Annotated in this window: 27 protein-coding genes; 13 read left to right on the top strand and 14 right to left on the bottom strand. The window is 63.3% G+C overall.

From position 1 onward, the window contains the following. Nucleotides 1–31: 31 nt before the first annotated feature. Together ubiB and ubiE are read right to left on the bottom strand one after the other, a co-directional pair. Nucleotides 32–1606, bottom strand: coding sequence for a 2-polyprenylphenol 6-hydroxylase (gene ubiB, locus DYZ14_RS00565; RefSeq protein ID WP_154718865.1), 1575 nt, complete (start codon nucleotides 1604–1606; stop codon nucleotides 32–34). A gap of 5 nt (nucleotides 1607–1611) precedes the next feature. Continuing rightward, nucleotides 1612–2388 carry a bifunctional demethylmenaquinone methyltransferase/2-methoxy-6-polyprenyl-1,4-benzoquinol methylase UbiE gene (ubiE, locus tag DYZ14_RS00560; protein WP_154718864.1) on the bottom strand — a complete coding sequence of 259 codons (777 nt, stop codon included), beginning with the start codon at nucleotides 2386–2388 and terminating at the stop codon, nucleotides 1612–1614. 143 nt (nucleotides 2389–2531) lie between these two features. Here ubiE and mutM point away from each other — a divergent pair, with 143 nt between their 5' ends. The 5 genes from mutM to DYZ14_RS00535 all read left to right on the top strand — a co-directional run bounded on the left by mutM (nucleotide 2532) and on the right by DYZ14_RS00535 (nucleotide 7741). Beyond that, nucleotides 2532–3428 (top strand): bifunctional DNA-formamidopyrimidine glycosylase/DNA-(apurinic or apyrimidinic site) lyase, encoded by an 897-nt coding sequence (gene mutM, locus DYZ14_RS00555; protein ID WP_154718863.1) that lies wholly within the window; start codon nucleotides 2532–2534, stop codon nucleotides 3426–3428. Between the two features lie 26 nt (nucleotides 3429–3454). After that, the gene (locus DYZ14_RS00550; RefSeq protein WP_154718862.1) at nucleotides 3455–4228 is read left to right on the top strand and encodes an enoyl-CoA hydratase; all 774 of its coding nucleotides are present in this window, start codon (nucleotides 3455–3457) and stop codon (nucleotides 4226–4228) included. Between the two features lie 190 nt (nucleotides 4229–4418). After that, the gene (rpsT, locus tag DYZ14_RS00545) at nucleotides 4419–4685 is read left to right on the top strand and encodes a 30S ribosomal protein S20 (RefSeq protein ID WP_115668673.1); all 267 of its coding nucleotides are present in this window, start codon (nucleotides 4419–4421) and stop codon (nucleotides 4683–4685) included. Between the two features lie 848 nt (nucleotides 4686–5533). Then, nucleotides 5534–7087 (top strand): chromosomal replication initiator protein DnaA, encoded by a 1554-nt coding sequence (dnaA, locus tag DYZ14_RS00540; protein ID WP_154718861.1) that lies wholly within the window; start codon nucleotides 5534–5536, stop codon nucleotides 7085–7087. A 60-nt stretch (nucleotides 7088–7147) separates the two neighbouring features. Then, nucleotides 7148–7741, top strand: coding sequence for a class I SAM-dependent methyltransferase (locus tag DYZ14_RS00535; RefSeq protein ID WP_195949768.1), 594 nt, complete (start codon nucleotides 7148–7150; stop codon nucleotides 7739–7741). A 27-nt stretch (nucleotides 7742–7768) separates the two neighbouring features. Here DYZ14_RS00535 and DYZ14_RS00530 read toward each other — a convergent pair whose 3' ends face one another. Genes DYZ14_RS00530 through rph form a run of 5 tightly spaced genes read right to left on the bottom strand, consistent with a single transcriptional unit; the run spans nucleotide 7769 to nucleotide 11540 of the window. Then, nucleotides 7769–8506, bottom strand: a complete 738-nt coding sequence (locus tag DYZ14_RS00530; RefSeq protein ID WP_154718860.1) for a class I SAM-dependent methyltransferase — start codon at nucleotides 8504–8506, stop codon at nucleotides 7769–7771. Between the two features lie 28 nt (nucleotides 8507–8534). Then, nucleotides 8535–9716: a radical SAM family heme chaperone HemW gene (gene hemW / locus DYZ14_RS00525; RefSeq protein ID WP_154718859.1), complete on the bottom strand. Its 1182-nt coding sequence runs from the start codon at nucleotides 9714–9716 to the stop codon at nucleotides 8535–8537. A gap of 7 nt (nucleotides 9717–9723) precedes the next feature. Continuing rightward, on the bottom strand, nucleotides 9724–10368 hold the full coding sequence (gene rdgB / locus DYZ14_RS00520; RefSeq protein WP_154718858.1) for an RdgB/HAM1 family non-canonical purine NTP pyrophosphatase: 645 nt from the start codon (nucleotides 10366–10368) through the stop codon (nucleotides 9724–9726). An 11-nt stretch (nucleotides 10369–10379) separates the two neighbouring features. After that, nucleotides 10380–10796, bottom strand: coding sequence for a VOC family protein (locus DYZ14_RS00515; RefSeq protein WP_154718857.1), 417 nt, complete (start codon nucleotides 10794–10796; stop codon nucleotides 10380–10382). A gap of 27 nt (nucleotides 10797–10823) precedes the next feature. Further along, a complete protein-coding gene (gene rph / locus DYZ14_RS00510) occupies nucleotides 10824–11540 on the bottom strand; it encodes a ribonuclease PH (RefSeq protein WP_154718856.1) in 717 nt (238 codons plus the stop codon). A 172-nt stretch (nucleotides 11541–11712) separates the two neighbouring features. On the opposite strand from rph, the gene hrcA reads away from it, so the two are divergent. Both hrcA and grpE read left to right on the top strand, forming a co-directional pair. Beyond that, on the top strand, nucleotides 11713–12801 hold the full coding sequence (gene hrcA, locus DYZ14_RS00505; protein WP_154718855.1) for a heat-inducible transcriptional repressor HrcA: 1089 nt from the start codon (nucleotides 11713–11715) through the stop codon (nucleotides 12799–12801). Nucleotides 12802–12900: 99 nt separating this feature from the next. After that, entirely contained in the window at nucleotides 12901–13518 is a 618-nt protein-coding gene (grpE, locus tag DYZ14_RS00500) for a nucleotide exchange factor GrpE (RefSeq protein ID WP_154718854.1), read from the top strand. 72 nt (nucleotides 13519–13590) lie between these two features. Here grpE and ptsN read toward each other — a convergent pair whose 3' ends face one another. The 6 genes from ptsN to lptC all read right to left on the bottom strand — a co-directional run bounded on the left by ptsN (nucleotide 13591) and on the right by lptC (nucleotide 18730). Beyond that, complete coding sequence (ptsN, locus tag DYZ14_RS00495; RefSeq protein ID WP_115668663.1) at nucleotides 13591–14055, bottom strand: PTS IIA-like nitrogen regulatory protein PtsN; 465 nt, start codon at nucleotides 14053–14055, stop codon at nucleotides 13591–13593. 72 nt (nucleotides 14056–14127) lie between these two features. Beyond that, the gene (gene hpf, locus DYZ14_RS00490; RefSeq protein WP_115668662.1) at nucleotides 14128–14712 is read right to left on the bottom strand and encodes a ribosome hibernation-promoting factor, HPF/YfiA family; all 585 of its coding nucleotides are present in this window, start codon (nucleotides 14710–14712) and stop codon (nucleotides 14128–14130) included. Nucleotides 14713–14943: 231 nt separating this feature from the next. Further along, the gene (gene rpoN / locus DYZ14_RS00485) at nucleotides 14944–16515 is read right to left on the bottom strand and encodes an RNA polymerase factor sigma-54 (protein WP_154718853.1); all 1572 of its coding nucleotides are present in this window, start codon (nucleotides 16513–16515) and stop codon (nucleotides 14944–14946) included. A gap of 148 nt (nucleotides 16516–16663) precedes the next feature. Next, a complete protein-coding gene (gene lptB / locus DYZ14_RS00480) occupies nucleotides 16664–17449 on the bottom strand; it encodes an LPS export ABC transporter ATP-binding protein (RefSeq protein WP_181903933.1) in 786 nt (261 codons plus the stop codon). Nucleotides 17450–17489: 40 nt separating this feature from the next. Further along, complete coding sequence (locus tag DYZ14_RS00475) at nucleotides 17490–18050, bottom strand: LptA/OstA family protein (protein WP_154718852.1); 561 nt, start codon at nucleotides 18048–18050, stop codon at nucleotides 17490–17492. 14 nt (nucleotides 18051–18064) lie between these two features. Then, nucleotides 18065–18730: an LPS export ABC transporter periplasmic protein LptC gene (gene lptC, locus DYZ14_RS00470; RefSeq protein WP_154718851.1), complete on the bottom strand. Its 666-nt coding sequence runs from the start codon at nucleotides 18728–18730 to the stop codon at nucleotides 18065–18067. A 341-nt stretch (nucleotides 18731–19071) separates the two neighbouring features. On the opposite strand from lptC, the gene DYZ14_RS00465 reads away from it, so the two are divergent. From DYZ14_RS00465 to DYZ14_RS00440, 6 genes are all read left to right on the top strand, one after another. Next, the gene (locus tag DYZ14_RS00465) at nucleotides 19072–19374 is read left to right on the top strand and encodes an integration host factor subunit beta (protein ID WP_028738774.1); all 303 of its coding nucleotides are present in this window, start codon (nucleotides 19072–19074) and stop codon (nucleotides 19372–19374) included. Between the two features lie 110 nt (nucleotides 19375–19484). After that, a complete protein-coding gene (locus DYZ14_RS00460) occupies nucleotides 19485–19829 on the top strand; it encodes a DUF1049 domain-containing protein (protein ID WP_154718850.1) in 345 nt (114 codons plus the stop codon). A 105-nt stretch (nucleotides 19830–19934) separates the two neighbouring features. Then, complete coding sequence (locus DYZ14_RS00455; protein ID WP_445292172.1) at nucleotides 19935–21146, top strand: class I SAM-dependent methyltransferase; 1212 nt, start codon at nucleotides 19935–19937, stop codon at nucleotides 21144–21146. Then, nucleotides 21143–22003, top strand: coding sequence for a TrmH family RNA methyltransferase (locus DYZ14_RS00450; RefSeq protein WP_154718848.1), 861 nt, complete (start codon nucleotides 21143–21145; stop codon nucleotides 22001–22003). Before DYZ14_RS00455 ends, DYZ14_RS00450 begins: the two co-directional genes overlap by 4 nt. Further along, complete coding sequence (lspA, locus tag DYZ14_RS00445; RefSeq protein WP_115668655.1) at nucleotides 22000–22491, top strand: signal peptidase II; 492 nt, start codon at nucleotides 22000–22002, stop codon at nucleotides 22489–22491. Before DYZ14_RS00450 ends, lspA begins: the two co-directional genes overlap by 4 nt. Before the next feature lie 138 nt (nucleotides 22492–22629). Beyond that, complete coding sequence (locus DYZ14_RS00440; protein ID WP_154718847.1) at nucleotides 22630–23508, top strand: GNAT family N-acetyltransferase; 879 nt, start codon at nucleotides 22630–22632, stop codon at nucleotides 23506–23508. A 91-nt stretch (nucleotides 23509–23599) separates the two neighbouring features. On the opposite strand, the gene DYZ14_RS00435 is transcribed toward DYZ14_RS00440, so the two are convergent. Next, the gene (locus DYZ14_RS00435) at nucleotides 23600–25885 is read right to left on the bottom strand and encodes an NADP-dependent malic enzyme (protein ID WP_154718846.1); all 2286 of its coding nucleotides are present in this window, start codon (nucleotides 25883–25885) and stop codon (nucleotides 23600–23602) included. Between the last annotated feature and the right edge of the window lie 173 nt (nucleotides 25886–26058).

Here is a 26058-nt window from a genome sequence, read left to right as displayed (position 1 = left end):
CGTCTAGGCGTAGAAAGGTTTTTCCGCCAAATCAACCGATTTTGATGGCGATCCAGAGAAGGAGCGCCGCGATCACCCACAATGCCAACCGGCCGAACCGGCCATAATGGGCTTCCGAGCGTCCGATCGCCTCGGCCGTTTCGGGATCGAACCGCAGGCCGTTCTCACTCATGTGGACGATCTCGCCGTGGAGCTTTTCCGTCTTGGCGGCGATCTCGGGGAGCGCCTCTGCCAGTCGGAACGCCGCACGCAGACCATCCTTGAGGTCGCCGGCAATGCGTTTGGGGCCGAGGTTGTCGCGGATCCACTGGGAGACCACCGGATCGGACGCCTTCCACATGTTGAAACGCGGATTGAGCATGCGCGCCACGCCCTCGACCACTACCATGGTCTTCTGCAGCATGACGAGCTCCGGCCGCGTCTCCATGTCGAACAGCTCGGTCACTTCGAACAGCAGGGTGAGCAGCTTGCCCATGGAGATGGTCTCGGCCGGCTGGCCGTGGATAGGCTCTCCGATCGCCCGGATCGCCTGGGCAAAGCTTGCGACATTGTGGTGCGAGGGAACGTAGCCGGCCTCGAAATGCACCTCGGCGACGCGCAGATAGTCGCGGGTGATGAAGCCGTAGAGGATCTCGGCGAGGAAGCGGCGTTCCTTCTTTCCAAGGCGCCCGGCAATGCCCATGTCGACGGCGACGATCATGCCGTCCGGCGCGACGAACAGGTTGCCCGGGTGCATGTCGGCATGGAAGAAGCCGTCGCGCAGCGTGTGGCGCAGGAAGGACTGGATCAGCGTATCGGCCAGATGGTCGAGATCGTGGCCGGCCGCCTTCAGCGCCTCGACATCCGACATCTTGATGCCGTCGATCCATTCCATGGTGACGACGTCGCGGCCGGTGCGCTCCCAGTCGACGATCGGCACGCGGAAGCCGGGATCGTCCTTCGTATTCTCGGTGATTTCCGAAAGCGCCGCCGCCTCCAGCCGAAGGTCCATCTCGACCTTGGTGGTTTGCTCGAGCGTGCGCGTCACTTCGACGGGACGTAGGCGCCGCGTATGCGGCAGGAAACGCTCCTGCAGATGGGAGACGAGATACATGGCCTCGAGATCTGCGGCGAAACGCTTGCGCACGCCGGGCCGGATGACCTTGACGGCCACCTTCTTGCGCCCCTCCGGGGTGTCGACTTCGGCCGGATGAACCTGGGCGATCGAGGCGGCCGCGATCGGTTCGCCGAACGAGGCGTAGAGATCGTCGATCGAGCGGCCGAGCGAGCCCGTCACGGTCGCCTTGGCGGCCTCCGTCGGGAAGAAGGCCATGCGGTCCTGCAGGCCGGCGAGGTCCTCGGCGAAATCGGCACCGACCACATCCGGCCGGGTCGCCAGGAACTGGCCGATCTTCACGTAGGAAGGGCCGAGCCGCTCGACGGCGCGGGCCAGCCGGTCGGAACGGTGTTCACGCCGGGCACGCTTGCGCGCGAAAAGACCCGCAGAACCCTTTGCCAGGGCGACGAGCGGGGGAAGGCCCTCGGAGGGCAGGGCGGAGATCACGCCTTCCCTGACCAGCACCCAGCCGACCCGCGCGAGGCGGAAATATGCTCCGACAGTGCTCATGAAGATCAGAGTTTCCAGCCGGAATGCAGTGCCGCGATGCCGCCGGAATAATTGGTGAAGGTGACGCGCGAGAAGCCGGCCTTGGAGATCATCGCGGCGAAGTCGCGCTGATTGGGGAACTTGCGGATCGATTCCACCAGATACTGATAGGGCTCGGCATCACCTGTGATCATCTTGCCGAAGCGCGGAATGGCCTTGAACGACCACTGGTCGTAGAAGCGGTCGAGCAGAGGCATCTCGACCTCGGAGAATTCCAGCACCAGCAGTCGCCCGCCGCGCTTCAGCACGCGATAGGCTTCGCTCAAGGCGACGTCGATGCGCGGCACGTTGCGGATGCCGAACGCGATCGTATAGGCGTCGAAGCTGTTGTCCTCGAACGGCAGTTCCTCGGCATTCGCCTCAACGAAGGTAAGGTTGTCCGAAAGGCCCTTTTTCTCGGCGCGCTCGGCGCCGACGCCGAGCATCGAGCCATTGATGTCGAGCACGGTGGCGTGGGCAAGCCGGCCGGACGCCTCGACGATGCGAAAGGCGATGTCGCCGGTGCCGCCGGCCACGTCGAGCACCTTGTAGGCGGGATCCTTGCGCGGGTTGAGCGCCGCGATCATGGCATCCTTCCAGATGCGATGCAGGCCCGCCGACATGACGTCGTTCATGATGTCGTAGCGCTTGGCGACCTTGTGGAAGACCTCGTTGACCAGAACCTGCTTTTCGCCTTCCGCGACCTCGCGGAAGCCGTAGGAGGTTTCCATGCCGCCATCGGCGGAAGTGCGGCTCTCGGCCATCTGATCACTCCATTGTCTCATGCGGTCGAAAGACCATAGCGAAATCGCCTCTGGCGCGCTATCTCGGGCCTGTGCCGGCAAACGCGCTGTCGCGCTGGTCTACAGACGTTTCAGGCGCCGTTCAAACGGAAAGATGGGATGCCATGCCGGAATTGCCAGAGGTCGAGACGGTCAAAAGAGGGCTTTCGCCGACCATGGAAGGGGCGGTGATGCAACGGGTCGAGCTGCGTCGCCCTGACCTGCGCTTTCCTCTGCCGCGCAATTTCGTCGCACGGCTGACCGGCCGGCAGATCATCGGTCTCGCGCGGCGCGCCAAGTACCTGCTGATCGATCTCGACGATGGAACGACGGTGGTCGCCCATCTCGGCATGTCCGGATCTTTCCGCATCGAGGAAGGGGAAAGGTCCGACCAGCCGGGCGATTTCCACCATGCCCGTTCAAAGGACGAAAAGCACGATCACGTCATCTTTCATCTGGAGCAGTCGCAGGGCAGGGGGCCGGCGCGCGTCATCTATAACGACCCACGCCGTTTCGGCTTCATGGATCTGGCGCTGCGTAACGATCTCGATGCCTATCCCGCCTTTCGCGAGTTAGGACCGGAGCCTCTCGGCAATACCCTCGATGCCGCCTATCTCGCCGGCCGTTTTGCCGGCAAGCAGCAACCGCTGAAGGCGGCCCTGCTCGACCAGAAAGTCATCGCCGGGCTTGGCAATATCTATGTGTGTGAAGCGCTCTGGCGGTCGCATCTGTCGCCGAAGCGCGCGGCCGCGACCTTGGTGACGGCGACCGGCCGGCCGAAGAAGGAGCTGCAGTCGCTGACCGAAGCGATCCGCGCGGTGATCGCCGACGCGATCGAGGCGGGCGGCTCGTCACTGCGCGACCATATCCAGACCGACGGGACGCTCGGCTACTTCCAGCACAGCTTCTGCGTCTACGACCGCGAGGGCGAAGCTTGCCGGACGCCCGGCTGCGGCGGTAGGGTCGAGCGGATCGTGCAGGGTGGACGTTCGTCATTCTATTGTCACCACTGCCAGAAATAGACTCTAAGAAGAAACGGGAGATACCGATGACCTATGAAACCCTCCTGCTGGAGACCCGCGGCCGCGTGGCGATCATCACGCTCAACCGGCCGCAGGCGCTGAATGCGCTCAATTCGACCGTGCTGGCCGAAATGCGCCAGCTGCTCGGCGAACTGCAGGCGGATGACGGCATCGGCGCCGTCGTGCTGACCGGCTCGGAGAAGGCCTTTGCCGCCGGCGCCGATATCAAGGAGATGCAGTCGCTCGAATTCGTCGATGCCTATCGGGCCGATCTGTTCAGCGGCTGGGACGATGTCGCAGGCTTCCGCAAGCCGATGATCGCCGCCGTATCCGGCTTTGCGCTCGGCGGCGGCTGCGAGCTTGCCATGATGTGCGACTTCATCATTGCCGCCAAGACGGCGAAGTTCGGCCAGCCGGAGATCACCCTCGGCGTCATTCCCGGCATGGGCGGCACGCAGCGCCTGACCCGGGCGGTCGGCAAGGCCAAGGCGATGGACCTGTGCCTGACCGGCCGGCTGATGGACGCCCACGAGGCCGAGAGCGCCGGACTGGTCGCGCGGGTGGTGGACCAGGAGCGCCTGCTGGAGGAGGCGGTCGCCGCCGCCGAGAAGATCGCCGGCTTCTCGCAGACCGCCGTCGGCATGGTCAAGGAGACGGTCAGCCGGGCTTTCGAGCAGACGCTGAGCGAGGGGCTGCGATTCGAGCGCCGCCTTTTCCATTCGCTGTTTGCCACGGAAGATCAGAAGGAAGGCATGGCGGCCTTTACCGAGAAGCGCAAGCCGGTGTTCAAGAACCGCTAAAGGGGACAGTAACGCGCGATTTCCTTGAAATTGCGCGTTGACGGCCCCGCGCTTTCGGGCTATATGCCCGCCCACGGTTGGGAAAGCTGATGGCTTTTCCGAGAATAGCTCCCGAATTGCTGGAATGGCAGGTCGCAACGACCCGACGCGGCGATGGCGGAGTTTGGTTTGAATTCGAAGAGAGGCATCCATGGCCAATACCACTTCGGCGAAGAAGGCGACTCGCAAGATCGCTCGCCGTACCGCAGTCAACAAGGCTCGCCGTTCCCGCGTTCGCGGCTTCATCCGCAAGGTTGAAGAAGCCATCGCCTCGGGTGATGCCGCTCTCGCCAAGGACGCCCTGCAGGCCGCACAGCCGGAACTGCAGCGTGCAGCCAGCAAGGGTGTGGTTCACGCCAACACCGCTTCGCGCAAGATCTCGCGTCTCGCGAGCCGCGTAAAGGCGCTGGCGGTCTAATTTCCGCCCAATTTTTGTCACATTTGAAAGAGCCTGGCTGAGAAGCCGGGCTTTTTCTGCATTCTCGAAATCCCGACCCGGGTGTCAGCCAGTTTAACAATTGGGTGTCATCTGAGTGACAGAAAAAATACAATAAAATCAATTAGTTGCTGGAGGAATGTCGTCTGCCTCCAGCATCACTTAACGGCAGGTGGTTGCGGTTTCGAGTCAAGCGAATTTTTATTTTCGCGCGATTTTCCGCGTCCCATCCCCGTCCTTTTTTGAATCTCCTTGATTCAAAAGCGATTCTCCAGACGGCAATTGTGACAGTCTGAAGAGGGCGGGCGAGTCAATGGCCGCGGCTTAATTTTGCGTAAAAATCACAGTTGATCTTCACTTTTGATCCTGCCTTAATGCCTTCCAACAAGGGGCGCGGAGTTGACCTCCGGGGGTGTTCTGAACTGGCAAATTGCGTGTCAGGGCCACCTATCGTCACTTGGGGCGGGATTTTCCTATTCCGTTTCTTCAGACACTGTTGGCCGTGCGCCGGGAATCTCACGATTTCCGCAATGGCGGATTTTGTCGAAAACGTCGGTGATCAGTCGACGCAAGGAAACGGAAGAGGAGCGCAGCTCCCGGCCGCGATCGTTCATGTCGAGGATGAAGGATCAGCCGGTATCTGCGCGGGATGCGCGCCACCGCAAGGTAGCTGCATCCATTTCGCATGGGGATCCCTTTCCGGGGTCGCCAGGCGAACAAGGTGTGCGTCGGCGTCCTGTCCAGGGCGCGGGCTGTCACACCGCACGGGGACCAGATTGAACATCGGACGCTCGGCGCCCGGTGCGACAGAGAAGTGAAAAGGCGGCAAAATGCAGATGAATACAGTGACGGCCGGTGCGCTGGTTAACGGGGACCAAGCACAAGCGGCGCTTGGCGTCGCATGCTCCGACACGGCGGGGGACGGTTCCGAGATGAAGCATGATGTGATGTTCGAGCGCTTCAGCCAGCGGCTGAAGGCACAGGTTGGTGCGGACGTCTATGCCAGCTGGTTCGGTCGTCTGAAGCTGCATTCCGCCTCGAAGAGCCTGGTGCGCCTCACGGTGCCGACGACCTTTCTGAAGTCGTGGATCAACAACCGGTACCTCGACCTGATCACCAGCATTTTCCAGCAGGAAGATCCGGCCATTCTGAAGGTCGAGATCCTGGTGCGCAGCGCAAGCCGCAACCAGAAGGCTCCGGCGGCCGACGAGCGCCCGGCCGCAGATGCGGCGCCCGCCGCACCGGCCCGCAAGCCTTCGGCCCAGCCGATCGGTCAGTTCGCCGCATCCGCCGGCCATGCGGCGGCGACCCGCAGCACGCCCAACGGCCCGCTCTTCGGATCGCCGCTCGACAGCCGTTATACCTTTGAAGGCTATGTCGAAGGCGCGTCCAACCGGGTGGCGCTGGCCGCAGCCAAGACCATTGCCGAAGCCGGCGCCGGCGCCGTGCGCTTCAATCCGCTGTTCATCCATTCCTCCGTCGGCCTGGGCAAGACCCATCTGCTGCAGGCGATCGCCAATGCCGCCGTCCACAGCCCGCGCGCACCGCGCGTCGTCTATCTGACGGCCGAATATTTCATGTGGCGCTTTGCCACCGCCATCCGCGACAACGATGCCCTGACGCTCAAGGACTCGCTGCGCCACATCGACCTGTTGATCATCGACGACATGCAGTTCCTGCAGGGCAAGATGATCCAGCACGAGTTCTGCCACCTTCTCAACATGCTGCTCGACAGCGCCAAGCAGGTTGTCGTTGCCGCCGACCGGGCCCCTTGGGAGCTGGAATCGCTCGACCCGCGGGTGCGCTCGCGCCTGCAGGGCGGCGTTGCCATCGAAATGGAGGCGCCGGATTACGAGATGCGTCTCGAAATGCTGAAGAGCCGGCTGGATGCCGCCAAGAAGGACGATGCTTCGCTCGACATTCCGCTGGAAATCCTCTCGCATGTCGCTCGCAGCGTGGTGAGCAGCGGCCGTGACCTGGAAGGCGCCTTCAATCAGCTGATCTTCCGCCGTTCCTTCGAACCGAACCTGTCGGTCGAGCGGGTCGACGAACTGCTCGCCCACCTGGTCGGGGCGTCCGAGCAGAAGCGCGTCCGTATCGAGGACATCCAGCGCATCGTCGCACGCCACTACAATGTCTCGCGCCAGGAACTGGTGTCGAACCGCCGTACCCGCGTCATCGTCAAGCCGCGCCAGATCGCCATGTATCTCGCCAAGACGCTGACGCCGCGCTCCTTCCCGGAAATCGGCCGCCGTTTCGGCGGGCGCGATCACACCACCGTGCTGCACGCGGTGCGCAAGATCGAGGAACTGGTCGGCGAGGATACCAAGCTCAGCCACGAGATCGAACTGCTGAAGCGGCTGATCAACGAGAATAACGCATGAGGAACGGGGGCCGGCGGAAACGCCGGCCTTCTTCGTTGCGGCCAATCGCGGAGCCACGACTTGCGCACTTCAACGGACAAGCCGATCGCCTTCTATGACGAGAATGCGGAGACCTATGCGGCGAGGCAGCGGCAGCCACCGGTTGAACGGTTAACGGCTTTCGCGAACCTTCTACCGTCGGGCGGCACGATCCTGGAGCTCGGCTGCGGCGCGGGAGGGGACAGCGCATGGCTGATCGAACGCGGTTTTGCCGTCACGCCGACGGACGGATCGGCTGCCATGGCGCATCAGGCGGAGGCGAAGCTTGGCCGTCCCGTGCGGGTGATGCGCTTTTCCGATCTGGACGAGGTGGCGGCCTATGACGGCGTCTGGGCCAATGCCTGTCTTTTGCATGTACCTCGCGCCGAACTTCCTGATGTCCTTCTTCGCATCCGCCGCGCTCTGCGCGAGGGTGGCCTCTTTTACGCGAGCTTCAAGGCCGGCGTGGACGAGGGGGCGGATCGCTTCGGTCGCTACTACAATCGCCCCTCCCAGGAGTGGCTGACCGAGACCTATCGTCTGGCTGGCTTTGCCACGCCGCGGATAGAGACGGCGTCCGGCGGCGGCTATGACGGCGAGCCGACCGAGTGGCTGCATGTCTGGACGCAAGGCTGACCGAGGGGGTCGTCTCCGACGGCCGTCTCAGGCTTCGGCAATCACGATGATTTCGGGGCTGTGCGGAGCAAGCGGCGTTCCGTCCCAGTCTCCGAGCCATTTGACCGAGGAGAAGCTGGCTGCCTTGAGCAGTTGGGCGATGGTATTCCGGTCCGGAAACCGCAACGTGCTCTCGCTGATCCGGCGCTCGCCGGTCTTGAGCAGGGTGAAGACGGCGTCGAAGCGGACGAAATCTCCCCATGCGTCCCGCACCTGATAGTAGACCTCGACCGGTCCGATGCCCGGCACATCGGTCCGTTCGCACGTTCGCTCTTCTATCCAGCCTTCCCACGCCCGCGCCGGCGGATTACGGCTCTCGAAGACGAGCCGACCGCCCTCCGCAAGGTGCCTGCACGCGCTGGACAGGACGGCAAGCGTTTCGGCATCGTCGTGGAAGACTTGGAAGACATGGCCGGTCATGATGATCAGGTCGAAGGCCTCGCCAAGTGCAAAGTCACGGGCGTCCGCGGCAATCCAGCACACCGTGCCGGCCTTGTCCTTCTGGCGGGCGACGTCGAGCATGCCGGGCGCGGGATCGAGGCCGGTGACGGCGTGACCGAGATCGGCGAGCCGCAGCGCGAGGGAACCGGTGCCGCAGCCAAGGTCGAGGATGCGGCAGGGGCTACGAGCCAGGCTCAGATAGAAGTCGCCATCGGCGCCGTGAGCATTGAAGCTGTCGTAGAGGACGGCCATGTCGCGGCGGGCAAAGGCTGCGTCGACCGGCATGGCGTCCTTCTCCTTGTTTTAAGCCTTCTCAGCAGGCGAGATCGGCCACGACCGCGTCGAGGATCAGCATCCCCTTCGGCGTACAGCGCAGCCGCGAATTGCCGAGCCGCTCGATAAAGCCGTGTTCCAGTAAAGTCTGCTCGCGCGCCGGATCGGGATCGCGGCCGGAAAGTTGTTGCCAGCGGGCCAGGTCCACACCCTCGCGCAGCCGAAGCCCCATCAACAGCAGTTCGTCGGCCTGCTCGTCCGAACCCAGCAATTCCTGTTCGATCATGCCGTGGCCGTCGCGCTCGACAGCAGCGAGCCATCCTTCCGGATTGCGTTCGGTGGCGGTCGCGAGCTTGTCGCGGCCGCGCGTCAGCCGGCCATGCGCACCGGGGCCGATGCCGGCATAGTCGCCATAGCGCCAATAGGTCAGGTTGTGCCGGCTTTCCGCCCCCGGGCGGGCATGGTTGGAGACCTCATAGGCCGGAAGCCCTTCGCTTGCCGTGATCTCCTGCGTCGCCTCATAGAGCAGGGCTGCCTGCTCCTCGTCCGGCACGATGACCTTGCCGGCCTTGTGCAGGCCGTAGAAGGCCGTACCTTCCTCGATCGTCAGCTGGTAGAGCGACAGATGGTCGACGGCATAGGAGATCGCCTGGCGCAATTCCTTTTCCCAGGCCTCGACCGTCTGGTGCGGCCGGGCATAGATCAGGTCGAAGGACATGCGCGGAAAGATCTCGCGCGCCAGCCGGATCGCCTTCAAGGCATCCTCGACGTCGTGCAGGCGGCCGAGGAATTTCAGGTCCGGATCGTTGAGCGCCTGCACGCCGAGCGAGGCGCGGTTGACGCCGGCTGCGCGATAGCCGCGAAAGCGGGTCGCCTCGACGCTCGACGGATTGGCCTCCATGGTGATCTCGATGCCGTCGGGCACGTGCCACTGGCGGGCAATGCCATCGAGGATCGCGCCGACGGTCGACGGATCCATCAGCGAGGGCGTGCCGCCGCCGAGAAAGATGCTGGTGACGGTCTTGGGGCCGCTCAATCGCCGCATCTCCTCCATCTCGCGCAGGAAGGCGGAGACGAAACGCGGCTGGTCGACCGGCTGATGGCGGACATGGCTGTTGAAATCGCAATACGGGCATTTGGCCGCGCAGAACGGCCAATGCACGTAAATGCCGAAGCCCGGTTCGCCGGTATCGGGCAGGAGAAGCGGCGGGGCCTCTGACATCGGCGGTTCAGGCCTCCAGGCAGGTTTCGACGAACAGCTTGAAGGCGCGGGCCCGGTGGGACAGTGCTTCCGCATCGCCGGGTTTCCAGCCATGCTTCTGTTCCGACGTCATCTCGCCGAAGGTGGTGTCGAAACCCTCAGGCTGGAACACCGGGTCATAGCCAAAACCCTTGGTGCCGCGCGGCGGCCAGACGATCGTGCCTTCCACCTCGCCGCGGAACATTTCCGTGTGACCGTCGGGCCAGGCGAGGCAGAGCACGCTGACAAACCGCCCGCTGCGCTGTGCAGGCGTCGTGGCGCCACGTTCGGCAAGGGCCTTTTCGACCTTCTCCATCGCCATGGCAAAGTCGCGGCTGCCGTCCTCGCGCTCGGCCCAGTTGGCCGTGTAGACGCCGGGCGCCCCGTCGAGCGCATCGACGACCAGGCCGGAATCGTCCGACAGCGCCGGCATGCCCGAAGCGCGAGCGGAGGCGAGCGCCTTGATCGCGGCATTTTCCTCAAAGGTCGTGCCGGTCTCGTCGGGTTCGGCAAACTTCAGTTCGGCGGCCGACTTGGCCGAAAACCCGAACGGACCGATCAGGTCGGCGATCTCGGCGATCTTGCCGGCATTGTGGCTGGCAACCACGATGGTGCGGGTGTCGAGCTTGCGCATGCGGTCAAATCCTATTCGAGGTTCCAGAGCCTGGGCTCTGCGCATTCCAGGCTGTTGCCGGCCGGATCGCGGAAGTAGATGGAGCGCGCTCCGTTCGGCCAGCAGAAGTCCGATTCCACCTGCACGCCCGCCGCCTGCAGCCGCTCGACGAGCCCCTCTATCTGTTCGCCGCGCACGCGGAAGCAGACATGGCCGGGTCCGGTCGCCCCATGGCTCGGCACTGGCAGGGCACCGGCCGGGACGGGCTTTGCCGTCTCGGCCGGGTTGAAGATCAAGAGGATGCCGGGGCCGCAGCGGTAGAACAGGTGCCGGTTTGCCTGCCGGGTCACCTTTTCCAGGCCGAGCACGCCGCCGTAGAAGGCTTCCGCCGCATCGAGGTCAGCGGCGTAGAGCGCTGTCTCCAGGATACCTTCCAAGGGCTGCGTCACGTCTCCCGGTCCTCTGGTCTTTCGCGTCTAGAGCAGGGCCTGCTTCTGCATCTCGACGAGTTCGCCAATGCCGCCGCGGGCAAGCCGCATCAGCGTCAGGAATTCCTCTTCCGAGAACGGCACGCCTTCCGCAGTCCCCTGCACCTCGACGATCGCGCCCGAGCCGGTCATGACGAAGTTGGCATCGGTCTCGGCCGCCGAATCTTCCAGATAGTCGAGATCGATGACCGGCTGGTTGGCGAAGATGCCGCAGGAAATGGCTGCGACATGGTCTTTGAGGACCTTCTCGACCTTGACCATGTTGCGGGCTTCCATCCACTTCAGGCAGTCGTGAAGGGCGATCCACGCGCCGGTGATCGATGCCGTGCGGGTTCCGCCATCGGCCTGGATGACGTCGCAGTCAAGGGTAATCTGGCGTTCGCCGAGCGCTTCGAGATCAACGATGGCCCGCAGCGAGCGGCCGATCAGCCGCTGGATTTCCTGGGTGCGCCCACCCTGCTTGCCGGCTGCGGCTTCGCGCCTCATCCGGTCGCCGGTGGCGCGCGGCAGCATGCCGTATTCGGCCGTGACCCAGCCCTTGCCACTGTTGCGCAGCCACGGCGGGGTCTTTTCCTCAAGGCTTGCGGTGCAAAGCACATGCGTGTCGCCGAACTTGACGAGGCAGGAACCCTCCGCGTGCTTGGAAAAATTGCGCTCGAAGGACACCTTGCGCATTTGGTCGGTTTTTCTGCCTGATGGCCGCATTGCCCACTCCTGAGATCGTTAGAGGCCTTCTACGGTCCGTGGTTGTGATTTGCAAAGAAAAACCATGATGCCGGCCAATTCCGGCGGAACTTGGCGAAATTCCCCATTGGTGATCGCTGCCAGAGTGACTATATTTCAGGGCAATGACAGACCAACAACGCCTGCGCGACGAATGAAATCACCGAAGTCACCGTCGAAGGACGTGACCGCTTCGCTGGACGAGCGCTCCAGGGAAGTTTTTCGGCGTATCGTCGAAACCTATCTTGAGTCGGGCGATCCGCTCGGATCGCGCAATCTTTCCCGCCTGCTGCCCATGTCGCTGTCGCCGGCATCGGTGCGCAATGTCATGGCCGATCTCGAGGATCTGGGGCTGATCTATTCCCCGCATATCAGCGCCGGCCGTCTGCCGACCCAGCAGGGACTGCGCTTCTTCGTCGATGCCTTCATGCAGGTCGGCGACCTGTCAGAGGAGGAGCGCGGCAGCATCGAGCGGCAGATGCGCCCGCCCGGTCCCGCCCAGCCGATGGACAGTCTGCTGACCGAGGCCAGCCGCATGCTGTCGGGGCTGTCGCGTGGCGCGGGCCTGGTCATATCCTCCAAGAACGACCCGATCCTCAAGCATGTCGAATTCATCCGCCTGGAGCCGACCAAGGCGCTCGCGGTTCTGGTCGGCGAGCACAATCAGATCGAGAACCGGATCATCGACCTGCCGGTGGGCATCACCGCCTCGCAACTGACGGAAGCCGCAAACTTTCTCAACGCCAACCTGGCCGGGCAGACGCTTCCCGAACTGCGGACGCAACTGGTGAAGCTGAAGCAGCAGGTGGCGGGTGAACTCGACACCCTGTCGCAGGACCTGGTGGAGCGCGGCCTTGCCGTGTGGTCGGGCGGCAGCGACGAGGAGAAACCGACGCGGCTGATCGTGCGTGGCCGTGCCAATCTGCTCGAAGGTCTTGCCGGCTCGGAAGACGTGGATCGCCTGCGGCTGTTGTTCGACGACCTGGAGCGCAAGGAAAGCCTGATCGAGATCCTCAATCTCGCCGAAAGCGGTCCGGGCGTCAGGATTTTCATCGGTTCGGAAAACAAGCTGTTCTCGCTGTCGGGCTCGTCGCTCATCGTCGCGCCCTATCGCGACGGTGAGGACAAGATCGTCGGCGCGGTCGGCGTCATCGGCCCGACAAGGCTCAACTATTCCCGCATCGTGCCGATGGTCGACTACACGGCCCAGTTGATGGCGCGGTTGGCGCGTTCGGGGCTGTAGCGGATCGGGCGCGACACTTCTTTCGCCAGAACCTTGATTTTTCCACCTTAAACCCTGATATCGGGCACGAATTGCAAACACTGTCACTCGGAGGACGTCATGACCGACGAAGCCAACAACAACGGCCCTGACACAGCGGCTGAGACCGCCGCGGCCGATGCCGCGCAGGACGCCGCAACCCCCGGCACGGACGCGGAGGTTGACCCGATCGAGACGCTGAGGGCGGAAAATGCCGAACTGCGTGATCGCTTCCTGCGCCTGGCCGCGGAAATGGACAACCTGCGTCGCCGCACGGAGCGCGAGCTGAAAGACGCCAAGGCCTATGCCGTCACGGCGTTTGCCCGTGACATGCTGTCGGTCTCGGACAATCTGCGCCGCGCCCTCGAAGCCCTTCCGGACGAAGCCCGCGCCGCTGCTGATACCGGGCTTTCCGCTCTGGTCGAGGGGGTCGAGATGACCGAGCGTGGCATGCTTTCGACGCTCGAGCGCCACGGCGTTCGCAAGATCGACGCGGAAGGCCAGAAGTTCGACCCGAACTTCCACCAGGCCATGTTCGAAATCCCCAATGCCGATGTGCCCAACAATACCGTGGTGCAGGTGGTCCAGGCCGGCTATGCGATCGGCGACCGGGTACTGCGCCCGGCCATGGTCGGCGTCGCCAAGGGCGGCCCGAAGGCCGAAGGCAACGGCGATGCAGCGGACGTCAAGAATGGCTGAGCTGCGGCTCTTTTGCATTCAAACAAAAAAAGCGCCCGTCGGGCGCTTTTTTCATGAGGTCGTCTTCGGCGCTCAGGCGGCGTTCGACGCCTGTTCCTCGTTGAGGAAGGCATAGATGGCGGACGCGGAATCGGTTGCGCGGAGCTTGGCCACCAGGTCCTGGTCGCGCAGCACGCGGGCGATGCGCGACAGCGCCTTCAGGTGATCGGCGCCGGCGCCTTCGGGCGCGAGCAGCAGAAACACCAGATCGACCGGCTGGTCGTCCAGCGCCTCGAAGTCGACCGGGGTTTCCAGCCGGGCGAAAATGCCGGTGATGGCATGGATGCGGCTGAGCTTGCCGTGCGGAATGGCAATGCCGTTTCCAACGCCGGTTGAGCCGAGCCGCTCGCGCTGCAGGATGACGTCGAAGATTTCCCGCTCGGAAATGCCTGTCAGTTTCGAGGCTTTGGCCGCCAGTTCCTGCAGGAGTTGCTTCTTGGAATTCACCCGAAGCGCGGGAACGACCGCATCTTGTTGCAGCAAATCTGCCAAGGCCATTTCAAAATCCTTCATGCCGCCGAGACAAGGATGAGGCAGGCGGCGGCGAACCGCCGCTTGCCGTGGGGCTGGTCAGCCCCTGATGTTGGCGGGATCAATCCATCCGATATTGCCGTCGTGACGGCGGTAGACGATGTTCACTTCCTGCGTGCCCGGCGTGCGGAACAACAGGATCGGCTCATCCGTCATGTCGAGTGCCATGACGGCATTGGCAACCGACATCGTGCGCAGCTTCTTGGTGCTTTCGGCAACGATCGTCGGCGCGTAGTCCTCCGGCACTTCGTCGTGTTCGTCCGGAACCGCATCCATGACCGTGTAGGCGATCTCGACAGCCGGGCTCGCCTGGTTGTTCGGATGGTGGTCCTTGAGCTTGCGCTTGTAACGGCGCAGGCGTTTCTCGATGCGGTCCGCGGCAATGTCAAAGGCGATCTGCGGGTCGTTGGCCGAGCCGGTGGCCTGCAGGTTGGCACCAGCGTCGAGGTGCACCATGCAATCGGCGACGAACGGCGCTGCGGCCGCTGCCGACTTCGTCACGGTAACCTGGCCCGAATAGCCTCCGTCGAAGTACTTCGTGACGGCGTCTTCGACCCGCTCACCGATCTTCTGCCGGAAAGCATCGCCGATTTCCATATGTTTGCCGGATACACGAACACTCATGGCGTTTCCCTTCTTATCATTGGTTGGCATCGATCAGCTTACGCCAAGCCCCTTCCGCATCCAAGCTTTTCAAGCGCTAATGTCGGTTCGTTTCCTGTGTGCCGAGCGTAGATTTGGGGATAAGTCGGAACGTCTGAACCTCTGTCGATCGGGGCGGGCTTCTAGCCCTGCCACCTGTAAAAGTCAACGCCTTCTTAACCTTTCCTCAACCTGGGCGGTGATTTCGCAATCCTAAATTGCCGCGACCTTGGCGATCGCGCGCTTCTCGCGGCGACGCTGGACCGAGGACGGAATATTCATCGCCTCGCGATATTTCGCCACGGTGCGGCGCGCCAGATCCACCCCGGAGGATTTCAGCGTGTGCACGATATCGTCGTCCGACAGCACGGCATCGCAGCTTTCCTGGGCGATCATCGCGCGGATGCGATGGCGCACCGCCTCGGCCGAATGATTGTCGCCGCCCTCCGCCGAGCCGATCGAAACGCTGAAGAAGTATTTGAGCTCGAACAGCCCGCGCGGCGTCAGCATGTATTTGTTCGACGTCACCCGGCTGACCGTCGATTCGTGCATCTTGATCGCGTCGGCGACCGTCTTGAGGTTGAGCGGCCGCAACTGGTCGACGCCGTGAAGCAGGAAGGCGTCCTGCTGGCGGACGATCTCGCTCGCCACCTTGACGATCGTGCGGGCCCGCTGGTCCAGGCTCCGCGTCAACCAGTTTGCGTTCTGCAGGCATTCCGACAGGAAAGCCTGGTCCTTGTCGGAGGCCTTGCTGCCCTTGCCGACGGCCGTCACATAATTCTGGTTGATCAGCACGCGGGGCAGGGCGTCCGGATTGAGTTCGACACGCCAGCTGCCGTCCGACGCCGGGCGCACGACGATGTCGGGAATCACCGATTCAAGGATGCTGTTCTCGAAGCCGCTGCCCGGCTTCGGGTTGAGCTTGCGGATCTCGGCCAGCATGTCGATGAGATCCTCCTCATCCACACCGCAGAGCCTCTTGAGGCTGGAGAAATCGCGTTTGCCGAGCAGTTCGAGATTGTCGACCAGCGACTTCATCGCCGGATCGAGGCGATTGCGTTGTTTCAGCTGGATGGAGAGGCACTCGCTGAGCGAGCGGGCAAATATGCCGGGCGGATCAAGATCCTGGAGCGTTTCCAGGACGGTCGACAAATGTTCTGCCGTTTCGCCGAGCCGCGCGGCTATCTCGTCGATATCGGCGCGCAGATAGCCGGCTTCGTCGAGATGATCCATGAGGATCGCGGCAATCAGCCGATCGCCGGGCTTGGACAGCGCAAAGGGAATTTGCTGATTGAGGTGGTCGCGGATGCTGATCTGGCCGGCGACGAAATCATCGAGGTCATAGCCTTCCCCTTCGCCCGATCCGCCGCCGGGCATGGATTTCCATTGGCCGAGCAATTCCGGCGCATCGGCGCGCGTCGCCGTTCCCTCGTCGGAAAGCGCCGTTTCGAAATTGGCATCAAGACGGTCATCGAGCCTGTCGCCATGCCCGGGTTCGTACCATTCGCTGTCGAGAGAGGGACTTGGCTCGGCGTGCTCGTCGCTCGCGCTGTTCTCGTGCTGGTTGGCTGAAGGAGCGTCGTCATTGCCGCCGGTCCGCGGCTCGCCCAATTGTTCGCCACCCTCCGCCGCCATTTCGAGCAAAGGGTTCTTTTCCACCTCCTGCGCGATGAAATTCATCAGTTCGAGATGAGTCATCTGCAGCAACTGGATGGATTGCATCAGTTGCGGTGTCATCACCAGCGACTGGTTCTGGCGCAGGAACAGGTTTGCCGACAACGCCATGGCGGACGCGAAACTCCCCTATACAGCCTTGAAATCCCGCTCTGTGGCGCGGGACTTTCCGTTGTAATCCACTTGGCCCAAAAATTGCTTTTTTGCGAGGTTTGGTCAAGCCGAACCGTGGGGTGCCGGCGTATTTCTTAAGTAGGGGTCAGAGGCTGAACTTGTCGCCGAGGTAGAGACGGCGCACATCCGGGTTGTTGACGATGTCGTTGGCCCGCCCGTGCGTCAGCACCTCGCCGGCGTGGATGATGTAGGCGCGGTCGATCAGTCCGAGCGTTTCGCGGACATTGTGATCGGTGATCAGCACGCCGATGCCGCGCGCCGTCAGGTGGCGGACGAGGTTCTGAATGTCGGATACCGAAATCGGATCGACGCCGGCAAACGGCTCGTCGAGCAGCATGAAGGTCGGATCGGTGGCCAGTGCCCGGGCGATTTCGAGCCGCCGGCGTTCACCACCTGACAGCGCCACCGCCGGAGACTTGCGCAATTTCTCGATGTGGAATTCGTGTAGCAGTTCGTCGAGCTTGGCATCGCGCTTCTTGCCGTCGCTCTCGTGAAGTTCGAGCACCGCCCGGATGTTGTCCTCGACCGTCAGGCCGCGAAAGATCGAGGCTTCCTGCGGCAGGTAGCCGACGCCGAGGCGCGCGCGCCGATACATCGGCATGCCGGTGACTTCGTTGCCGTTGATGGCGATCGTGCCGGCATCGACCGGCACGAGGCCGGTGATCATGTAGAAACAGGTCGTCTTGCCGGCACCGTTCGGGCCGAGCAGGCCGACGGCTTCGCCGCGGCGCACGACCAGCGATACGCCGTTGACCACGCGACGGGTATTGTAGCTTTTCGTCAGACCGTGGGCGATCAGCGTCCCCTCATAGCGCGTCTTGTCGAGACGCACTTCCGCAGGATTGGGCTGCGGCGCGCGATTGGCGCCGATCAGGTCTGAGACGACGGGAATTTTCACGTTGTGGCCGATACTAGTTCTTCTTCTGGGACTTGGGATCGAGCTGGATCTGCACGCGGCCGCCACAGCTGTCGAGCTTCGCTTCTCCCGAATTCATCTGCACCGTCAGCTTGCAGCCGACGAAGACGTTCTGGCCTTCCGACAGCACCACCCGGTCGCCTTCCAGCACGAAGACCTGGGCGTCGAGATTGAAGGTGCCCTTGTCCGCCGTCGCCTGCTGCGTTCCGGAAGACAGGAACACCTTGTCGGTGACGTCGATCTTCTCGATGTCGGCATTGCCGTTGGTGACGCTGGTGCCCTCGCCGCGGTAGTGCACGGTCATGTTGCCCGACTGCAGCGTCGTCGTGCCCTGCACGACCTTGACATTGCCGGAAAACAGCGCGGTCTTTTCCTGCTCGCGGATCTCCAGCGCATCGCTTTCGATCTGGATCGGCTGGTCGTTCGACAGCTTGAGGCCATTCAGATTGCTCTTTGTCGCCTGGGCCAACGCGGCCGGCGAGCAGGCCAGGAAGGCAAGACCGGTTGCGACCAGGAGGCCAGTCTTGAAGGACGATGTACGGCGTTCGAAATTCATGACGGGCCCGGCTCTCAATTGCCTGTTTTGCGGATGGCGGACGGTTCGATGTTTACCCGAACGGCGCCCTGAAAAGTGATGATGCGTCCCTTATCCGTTATCTTGAGCGACTGCGCAACAATCGACGCTTCTTCTGCCTTGATGGCGACGGGATCGCTCGTCTCCATCTTGCCGCCCTTGATGTCGAGATGGGCGGACTGGAAGCTGGCCTCGAGGCCGGTCGAGAGCTTGATGGTGAAGGGCTTGTCCATGTCGAGAAGATCGGAGGAGCGGTCGAACACCCCGCTCAACGCCTCGACCCGGGCGATGATCTTCTCGTTCAGCGGCACTGCCGCGGCGATGGTCTCGAGCGCGATGATGTTCGGGTTCTTGATGTCCTGGAGCGCACGCTCGGCCCGCATCGAATAGCTGATGCCGTCTTCGTTGCGCCCGGCGATCGCCGGCTTCTCCATCACCACCTTGCCATTCTCGATCTTCGCCGAGGCGATCTGCAGGTTCTCCGGCAGATAGGCCCTGACCACCGAGACGCCGACGAAGGCGAGCGAGATGAGTAAGGCGACGACAGGCAAAAGGACCTTCAAGCGCTTGACCCGGGCGGAATGGCTGACGGCCAGGCGATAGGCATCGCCCTCTGGCCGGCCGCCAGCGGTCGTCGCACCATGGTCCACGCGATTCAACATAAGTGAAGCCTGTTCGGGTTGGCCTGCCCGGATAAGCGGGGGAGGAATCCGGTTGACATTTCGCATTATTGCATTCGCTTGCCAATATGGAAATTGCCTGACCGAATACAAGCGGCCGCCGCCGGTCCGGACAGCAAGGCCTGCACACCACATGCTGCCTGGCTCCGATGTCCAAGATGAGGCGAAACGACCGCCGAAGGTTGATTATCGCGCGACATTGTGGTGTTTTACCGGCGGCCGAGCGGATCGCCTCGGGCCGGTTAAGTTGTTCCTTGACGCTGCTTTTTCGGTTTGGCACGTTTGGAGCGACCAAGGTCTACTCAACCATTCAGGGGGCGCGCGTGATCAAGTCGGAACTGGTGCAGATTGTCGCGGCGCGTAATCCGCATCTCTACCATCGTGACGTGGAAAACATCGTCAATGCGGTTCTGGACGAGATCACCGACGCGCTCGCGGCGGGCAATCGCGTCGAATTGCGCGGCTTCGGCGCGTTCTCGGTGAAGAACCGGCCTTCGCGCTCGGGCCGCAATCCGCGCACCGGCGAAACCGTTTTCGTCGAGGAAAAATGGGTTCCCTTCTTCAAGACCGGCAAGGAATTGCGCGAACGGCTCAATCCCGGCATGGCGGACGAGGGCGACGAATAATCGGTCAGAAGCCCGGCGCGCTTGAAAAGCCCGCGACGCGGCTTAACTTGGAGGCATCCGCCGAGCTCAGATCGGATGCGTGGCGGCGGGCCGTCGAGGAGTAATGCGCTATGGTCAAGAAAGTCGTCAGTCTGGTTGTCTTCGTGCCCCTGGCGATCGTGCTGATCGTCTTGTCGGTCGCCAATCGGCAGGCGGTGACGCTCGCGCTCAATCCGTTCAAGCCCGACGACGCCCTCTTGTCCCTGACCGCGCCATTCTTCGTCTTCCTGTTTCTCGCGCTCATTCTGGGTCTTCTGCTCGGCTCTGCCGCGACCTGGCTCGCTCAGGGCAAGTACCGCAAGAAGGCCCGCACCGAATCCCGCCAGGTCGTGCGCTGGCAGGCCGAGGCCGATCGACACAAGAGTCGCGCCGAACAACTGGCCGGCAGCGGATTGCCGCAGATTCCGGCCAAGTGACGCTGGCCAGGTGATGCTGGCAAGGTGACACAGAAAATGTGACGCTGTCGCACGCAAGGCGCGCGAAGATGGCGGCGGGAAAGCGCTTTTCCCATCTGTGCAGGGATGCTAAGGCGTTTCGCTCGATTTCAGGACGACAAGCAGGATCATCGCGTGAAGAACAAGGAACGCCGGCCGATGCGCAACGCATCCGCCGGAAAGGCCGGGAAGGCGTCCAAGCCCATGGCGAAGCCCGCCAAGGCTGGCCTTCGCGATGCGGACGGGAGCGTCTCCCACAAGCCGCGCGGCGTGAGGCCCTCCGAAGGGGAGGCGCGTACGCCGAAGCCGGCCGACGTGCCGGTGGCGGCCGACAGTGCCCGCCCGCCGGCCGAGCCGCAGCGGACACTGATCGTGCGCACCGGCGAGCGCCCGGCCGAACGCGTGCCGCTGATCCTCGAATCCCAGGGCGCCGGCGACTTCCATCTGATCGACAGCGGCGCGGGAGAGAAGCTCGAGCAATACGGTCCCTATCGCATCGTCCGGCCGGAAGCCCAGGCCTTGTGGCCCAAGGCACTGCCGGCCCATGTCTGGGAAAAGGCCGATGCGATCTTTACCGGCGACACGGATGAGGACGGCATGGGCCGCTGGCGCTTTCCCCGCGAAGCGCTCGGTGAAACCTGGCCGCTGTCGCTGCTCGGCGTCGATTTTCTCGGCCGTTTCACATCCTTCCGTCACGTCGGCGTGTTCCCTGAGCAGATCGCCCACTGGAGCTGGATGAAGGAGCGTGTCGAGACGGCAGATCGGCCGCTGAAGGTCCTGAACCTGTTCGGCTATACCGGTGTCGCTTCTCTGGTTGCCGCCGCCGCCGGGGCCGAGGTCACCCATGTCGATGCGTCCAAGAAGGCGATCGGCTGGGCGCGCGAAAACCAGTCGCTGAGCCGGCTCGACAAGGCGCCGATCCGCTGGATCTGCGACGATGCGATGAAGTTCATCCAGCGCGAGGAGCGGCGCGGCCATCGCTACGACATCATCCTGACCGATCCGCCGAAATTCGGCCGGGGACCGAATGGCGAGGTCTGGCACCTGTTCGAGCATCTGCCGCTGATGCTCGACATCTGCCGCGAACTCCTGGCACCCAAGGCGCTGGGCCTGGTGCTCACCGCCTATTCGATCCGCGCAAGCTTCTATTCGATCCATGAATTGATGCGCGAGACGATGCGCGGCAAGGGCGGCCTGGTTGAATCCGGCGAACTGGTGATCCGCGAGGCCGGCCTCGACGGCAAGACCCCGGGGCGGGCGCTCTCGACCTCTCTTTTCAGCCGCTGGGTGCCGAAATGAACGAAGAATACAGGAATGACGGCCCCCGTCGGGTCGGCCAGGTCAAGGAAATCACCAGCCTCGCCAACCCGATCATCAAGGACATCAAGGCGCTGTCCTTGAAGAAGACACGCGACGAGACCAAGAGCTTCATGGCGGAAGGCCTGAAGCTGGTCATCGACGCGCTTGATCTCGGCTGGACGATCCGCACGCTGATCTATTCCAAGGGTGCCAAGGGCAAGCCCCTGGTCGAAAAGGTCGCCGCCCGCACCGTCGCCGCAGGCGGCCTGGTGCTCGAGGTCAGCGAGAAGGTCATGGCGTCGGTCACCCGGCGGGAAAATCCACAGATGGTCGCCGGCGTCTTCGAACAGCGCTGGAATGCGCTGAAGGATGTCCGCCCTTCAGGATCGGAGACCTGGGTGGCGCTCGACCGCGTCCGCGATCCCGGCAATCTCGGCACCATCATCCGTACCGCCGATGCGGCCGGCGCCTCGGGCGTAATCCTGGTGGGCGACTGCACCGACCCGTTTTCGATGGAGACCGTGCGCGCCACGATGGGCTCGCTCTTCGCCGTGCCGCTGGTCAAGACGACGCCCGCCGACTTCCTGCGCTGGAAGAAGGAGTGTGGCGCGCGTCTTGTCGCGACCCATCTTGCCGGCGCGGTCGACTATCGCACCATCGACTACCGCAGCAAACCGGTCGTGCTGATGATGGGCAACGAGCAATCCGGCCTGCCGGATGATCTGGCCGCTGCCGCCGATGCGCTGGCTCGGATTCCGCAGGTCGGACGCGCCGATTCGCTCAATCTGGCCGTTGCGACCGGCGTCATGCTGTTCGAGGTCCGCCGCCATCTTCTGACCCTCGACGGGCCCAAATGAACACCTTCCTCGCCCCCTTCAGCCGGCCGCTGCCGGCCGCGATCTTCATCGCCATTGCCTTGCTGCTCGACCAGGCGATCAAGCTTGCCGTCGAGCTTTACCTGCCGCTGCACGAGGCCGTGCCGGTCATGCCCATGCTGGCGCTCTACCGCACGCACAATCTCGGCGTCGCCTTCTCCATGCTGGCCGACGCCCATGGCTGGTTCATCGTCGGCTTGCGGATCGTCATCGTCGCTTTTGTCCTTTGGCTGTGGAAACGGACCGGACCCGGACACCACATCGCCCATCTCGGCTTTGCCATGATCATCGCCGGTGCGCTCGGCAATATCATCGACCGCTTCGTCTATGGTCACGTGGTCGACTACGTGCTCTTCTATACCCAGACTTGGTCCTTTGCCGTGTTCAATCTCGCCGATAGCTTCATCAGTGTCGGTGCCGCTCTCATTCTCCTCGACGAGATACTGGCGCATCGGGCCTCGAAAGCGTAATCTGTCCTCTGCCGCGGATGCGCGGGACAGCCGGAAGCGGAAGAGCCCGCCGGGGCTCTGTCAGTACAGCGTCATCTGTCACTTTGCTGTCGCACATCCATGGTTTATGGCGCTTTAAGACAACCCGGACGAGTCGCTATGAGCATTGAACTTTTGGATCGAGTGTCCCTGGTTGATGGTGGCGCGCAGTCCGCCGTCGTCAACGGTCGGACGACGGAAGGCTTGCTCGGACGTATCGGCAACCTGGAAACCAGAATTGCCCGCAATGATCGCGAGATCGACGCCGCGCAGGCCGTTCGCTACCGGGTCTTCGTCGAAGAGATGGGCGCGCAGATCCCTCCGGAATCGGCCCGCCGCAAGCGCGACATCGATGCCTGGGACATGGTCTGCGATCACCTCCTGGTGCTGGACCGCTCGCTCGACTGCGACCCGGAGGATCAGATCGTCGGCACCTACCGGCTTCTGCGTCACGACGTGGCGCGCGCCAATGGTGGTTTCTACTCGGCGACCGAATTCGACGTCGACGCCCTGATGGCACGTCATCCGGAAAAGCGCTTCATGGAACTCGGCCGTTCCTGCGTTCTGCCGGAATACCGCAGCAAACGCACCGTCGAACTTCTGTGGCAGGGATGCTGGGCCTATGCACTGACCCATCGTGTCGATGCCATGTTCGGCTGCGGTTCGTTCCCCGGCATTCGTCCCGAAGAGCATGCGCTGGCGCTGTCCTTCCTCTACCACAACGCCGTGGCGCGTGGTGAATGGGCGGTTCGCGCACTGCCCGAACTCTATCGCGAAATGGATCTGATGCCGGTCGAGGCGATCAATCCGCGCAAGGCGCTTGCCGCCATGCCGCCGCTGATCAAGGGTTATCTGCGCGTTGGCGCGATGATCGGCGAGGGCGCGGTGGTCGACCACGCCTTCAACACGACGGACGCGTTGATTGTCCTGCCGATTTCCAGCATTTCCGAGCGCTACCGCAACTATTACGGCGCCGACGCGGGCCGCTTCGCCAGCTGATCCTCATGCCGTGAAGGCTTGAGGAAAAAACAGCCCGCCGACTTGGGTCGGCGGGCTGTTTTCTTTGATGCTTGATCGGGTTTCTGCCGGATCACTCGCCCGCATTGTAGGCGGCGATCGCCGCCATGTTGACGATGTCGCTGTCCTTGGCGCCGATCTGGGCGATCTGCACGGACTTCTCGAGGCCGACCAGCAGCGGGCCGATCACGGTCGAGCCGCCGAGTTCCTGCAGCATCTTGGTCGAGATCGAGGCCGAGTGGATCGCCGGCATGACCAGGACATTGGCCGTGCCCGACAGGCGGCAGAACGGATACTGTTCCATGCGATGGGCGTTGAGCGCGACGTCGGCCCCCATTTCGCCGTCATACTCGAAATCGACACGGCGCTTGTCGAGGATCTTCACCGCCTCGCGCAAGCGTTCGGAGCGTTCACCGGTCGGATGGCCGAAGGTCGAATAGGCGAGAAGCGCCACGCGCGGTTCATAGCCGAGGCGTCGGGCAAGGCCGGCGGCCTCCTCGGCGATGTCGGCGAGTTCCTCCGCCGTCGGCATGTCGTGCACGGCGGTGTCGGCCACCAGAACCGTGCGGCCGCGCGTCAGCGCCAGCGACACGCCGATCACCCGATGGCCCGGCTGCGGATCGATGCAGCGGCGGACGTCCTCGAGCGCGGTCGAGTAGTTGCGGGTGGTGCCGGTCACCATGGCGTCGGCATCACCGAGCGCCACCATGCAGGCGGCAAAATGGTTGCGGTCGGTGTTGATCAGGCGTTGGCAGTCGCGGTGCAGGTAGCCTTTGCGCTGCAGGCGCGAGTAGAGATATTCGGTATAGGCCTCGACCCGGGTGGAGACGCGGGCATTGACCACCTCGATGCCGGGGCGGTCGAGATCGATGCCGGCGCGTTCGGCGGTCTCCTTGAGCGGTGCGTCGCGACCGAGCAGGATGGCGGTGCCGAGCCCTTGGTTGACGAAGGAAATCGCCGCCCGCATGACCTGCTCTTCCTCGCCCTCGGCGAAGACGACCCGGCGCGGGTTCTGGCGTATGCGCTCGTAGAGCCGCTGCGTGGTGGCGGCAATCGGATCGCGCCGGGCGGAAAGCTCTTGGGCGTAGGCATCGAGATCGTCGATCGCCTTGCGGGCAACCCCGGTTTCCATCGCCGCTTTCGCCACAGCGACCGGGATGGCCGAGATCAGGCGCGGATCGAAGGGCACGGGAATGATGTATTCGGGCCCGAACCGCGGCCGGTTGCCCTGGTAGGCAGCCGCGACGTCGTCGGGCACGTCCTCGCGCGCCAGGCTTGCCAGCGCCCTGACGGCGGCGATCTTCATCGCATCGTTGATCTGCGAGGCGCGCACGTCGAGCGCTCCCCGGAAGATGTAGGGAAAGCCCAGAACATTGTTGACCTGGTTCGGATAGTCCGAGCGGCCCGTCGCCATGATGGCGTCGTCGCGGATCTCGGCGACTTCCTCCGGGGTGATTTCCGGGTCGGGATTGGCCATGGCGAAGATGATCGGGTTTGCCGCCATGGAGCGGATCATGTCGGCCGAAAACGCGCCCTTCTGCGACAGGCCGAGCACCACGTCGGCACCTTCCATGGCTTCCTTCAGCGTGCGGCGGTCGGTCTTGACCGCATGGGCCGACTTCCACTGGTTCATGCCGTCGATCCGGCCCTGATAGATCACGCCCTTGGTGTCGCACAGGATGATGTTGGCGGGATCAAAGCCCATCGCCTTGATGAGTTCGATGCAGGCGATCGCTGCAGCGCCGGCGCCGTTGCAGACCAGCTTGGTGGTCTTGAAGTCGCGACCCGTCAGTTCGAGCGCGTTGATCAGGCCCGCCGCGGCGATGATCGCCGTGCCGTGCTGGTCGTCATGGAAGACCGGGATATCCATGAGTTCGCGCAGTCGGCTCTCGATGATGAAGCAGTCCGGCGCCTTGATGTCCTCGAGGTTGATGCCGCCGAAGGAGGGCCCGAGATAACGCACGCAGTTGATGAACTCCTCGACATTCTCCGTATCGACCTCGAGGTCGATCGAATCGACGTCGGCGAAGCGCTTGAAGAGCACGGCCTTGCCCTCCATTACCGGCTTGGAGGCCAGGGCGCCGAGATTGCCGAGCCCGAGAATGGCCGTGCCGTTGGAGATGACGGCGACCATGTTGCCGCGCGTCGTGTAGTCGTAAGCCGTTGCCGGATCGGCGGCGATCGCCTTGACCGGAACGGCGACGCCCGGCGAGTAGGCAAGCGACAGGTCGCGCTGGGTGGCCATGGCCTTTGTCGGGGTGATTTCCAGCTTGCCCGGCCGTCCCTGGGCGTGGAAATCGAGCGCTTCCTGCTCCGTGACCGACGTCTTGCTGCGTCCGTTGCGATCCTTGCTTGCCATGTTCCCTCGAAGCTTGTTGTGGGCAGCCTTGGCCCGGTCGACCTTGGCGGTTGTTTTTGCTTGGCTTAGGTCGTTAGTGTTGCACGACTTCCGTTTCAAGAAAACTTCAGACAGTGACAATCAACAGCGTCCCCACCAACGAGGTCCTGAACGTAGCCGAGCTTGCCTCGGAG

Source organism: Ciceribacter sp. T2.26MG-112.2, from assembly GCF_900492205.1.
In the GTDB taxonomy this organism is placed as follows: domain Bacteria; phylum Pseudomonadota; class Alphaproteobacteria; order Rhizobiales; family Rhizobiaceae; genus Allorhizobium; species Allorhizobium naphthalenivorans_A.
Note: the sequence above shows the minus strand (reverse complement) of the source record. Positions and strands in the feature narration are given on the sequence as shown.

What these genes read in the sequence shown, in the direction of transcription:
- DYZ14_RS00530 (WP_154718860.1), bottom strand. Translation starts at nt 8,506, where the DNA reads ATGCCGGTCGACGCAGCCTTTGCCCGCCGCGACATGGCCGTCCTCTAC.
- rdgB (WP_154718858.1), bottom strand. Translation starts at nt 10,368, where the DNA reads ATGCGCAAGCTCGACACCCGCACCATCGTGGTTGCCAGCCACAATGCC.
- lspA (WP_115668655.1), top strand. Translation starts at nt 22,000, where the DNA reads ATGAACACCTTCCTCGCCCCCTTCAGCCGGCCGCTGCCGGCCGCGATC.
- DYZ14_RS00450 (WP_154718848.1), top strand. Translation starts at nt 21,143, where the DNA reads ATGAACGAAGAATACAGGAATGACGGCCCCCGTCGGGTCGGCCAGGTC.
- ubiE (WP_154718864.1), bottom strand. Translation starts at nt 2,388, where the DNA reads ATGGCCGAGAGCCGCACTTCCGCCGATGGCGGCATGGAAACCTCCTAC.
- mutM (WP_154718863.1), top strand. Translation starts at nt 2,532, where the DNA reads ATGCCGGAATTGCCAGAGGTCGAGACGGTCAAAAGAGGGCTTTCGCCG.
- rph (WP_154718856.1), bottom strand. Translation starts at nt 11,540, where the DNA reads ATGCGGCCATCAGGCAGAAAAACCGACCAAATGCGCAAGGTGTCCTTC.
- hemW (WP_154718859.1), bottom strand. Translation starts at nt 9,716, where the DNA reads ATGTCAGAGGCCCCGCCGCTTCTCCTGCCCGATACCGGCGAACCGGGC.
- DYZ14_RS00475 (WP_154718852.1), bottom strand. Translation starts at nt 18,050, where the DNA reads ATGAATTTCGAACGCCGTACATCGTCCTTCAAGACTGGCCTCCTGGTC.
- grpE (WP_154718854.1), top strand. Translation starts at nt 12,901, where the DNA reads ATGACCGACGAAGCCAACAACAACGGCCCTGACACAGCGGCTGAGACC.
- ptsN (WP_115668663.1), bottom strand. Translation starts at nt 14,055, where the DNA reads ATGGCCTTGGCAGATTTGCTGCAACAAGATGCGGTCGTTCCCGCGCTT.
- lptC (WP_154718851.1), bottom strand. Translation starts at nt 18,730, where the DNA reads ATGTTGAATCGCGTGGACCATGGTGCGACGACCGCTGGCGGCCGGCCA.
- DYZ14_RS00455 (WP_445292172.1), top strand. Translation starts at nt 19,935, where the DNA reads ATGCTAAGGCGTTTCGCTCGATTTCAGGACGACAAGCAGGATCATCGC.
- DYZ14_RS00550 (WP_154718862.1), top strand. Translation starts at nt 3,455, where the DNA reads ATGACCTATGAAACCCTCCTGCTGGAGACCCGCGGCCGCGTGGCGATC.
- hrcA (WP_154718855.1), top strand. Translation starts at nt 11,713, where the DNA reads ATGAAATCACCGAAGTCACCGTCGAAGGACGTGACCGCTTCGCTGGAC.
- DYZ14_RS00460 (WP_154718850.1), top strand. Translation starts at nt 19,485, where the DNA reads ATGGTCAAGAAAGTCGTCAGTCTGGTTGTCTTCGTGCCCCTGGCGATC.
- DYZ14_RS00435 (WP_154718846.1), bottom strand. Translation starts at nt 25,885, where the DNA reads ATGGCAAGCAAGGATCGCAACGGACGCAGCAAGACGTCGGTCACGGAG.
- dnaA (WP_154718861.1), top strand. Translation starts at nt 5,534, where the DNA reads ATGCAGATGAATACAGTGACGGCCGGTGCGCTGGTTAACGGGGACCAA.
- hpf (WP_115668662.1), bottom strand. Translation starts at nt 14,712, where the DNA reads ATGAGTGTTCGTGTATCCGGCAAACATATGGAAATCGGCGATGCTTTC.
- DYZ14_RS00440 (WP_154718847.1), top strand. Translation starts at nt 22,630, where the DNA reads ATGAGCATTGAACTTTTGGATCGAGTGTCCCTGGTTGATGGTGGCGCG.
- ubiB (WP_154718865.1), bottom strand. Translation starts at nt 1,606, where the DNA reads ATGAGCACTGTCGGAGCATATTTCCGCCTCGCGCGGGTCGGCTGGGTG.
- rpoN (WP_154718853.1), bottom strand. Translation starts at nt 16,515, where the DNA reads ATGGCGTTGTCGGCAAACCTGTTCCTGCGCCAGAACCAGTCGCTGGTG.
- rpsT (WP_115668673.1), top strand. Translation starts at nt 4,419, where the DNA reads ATGGCCAATACCACTTCGGCGAAGAAGGCGACTCGCAAGATCGCTCGC.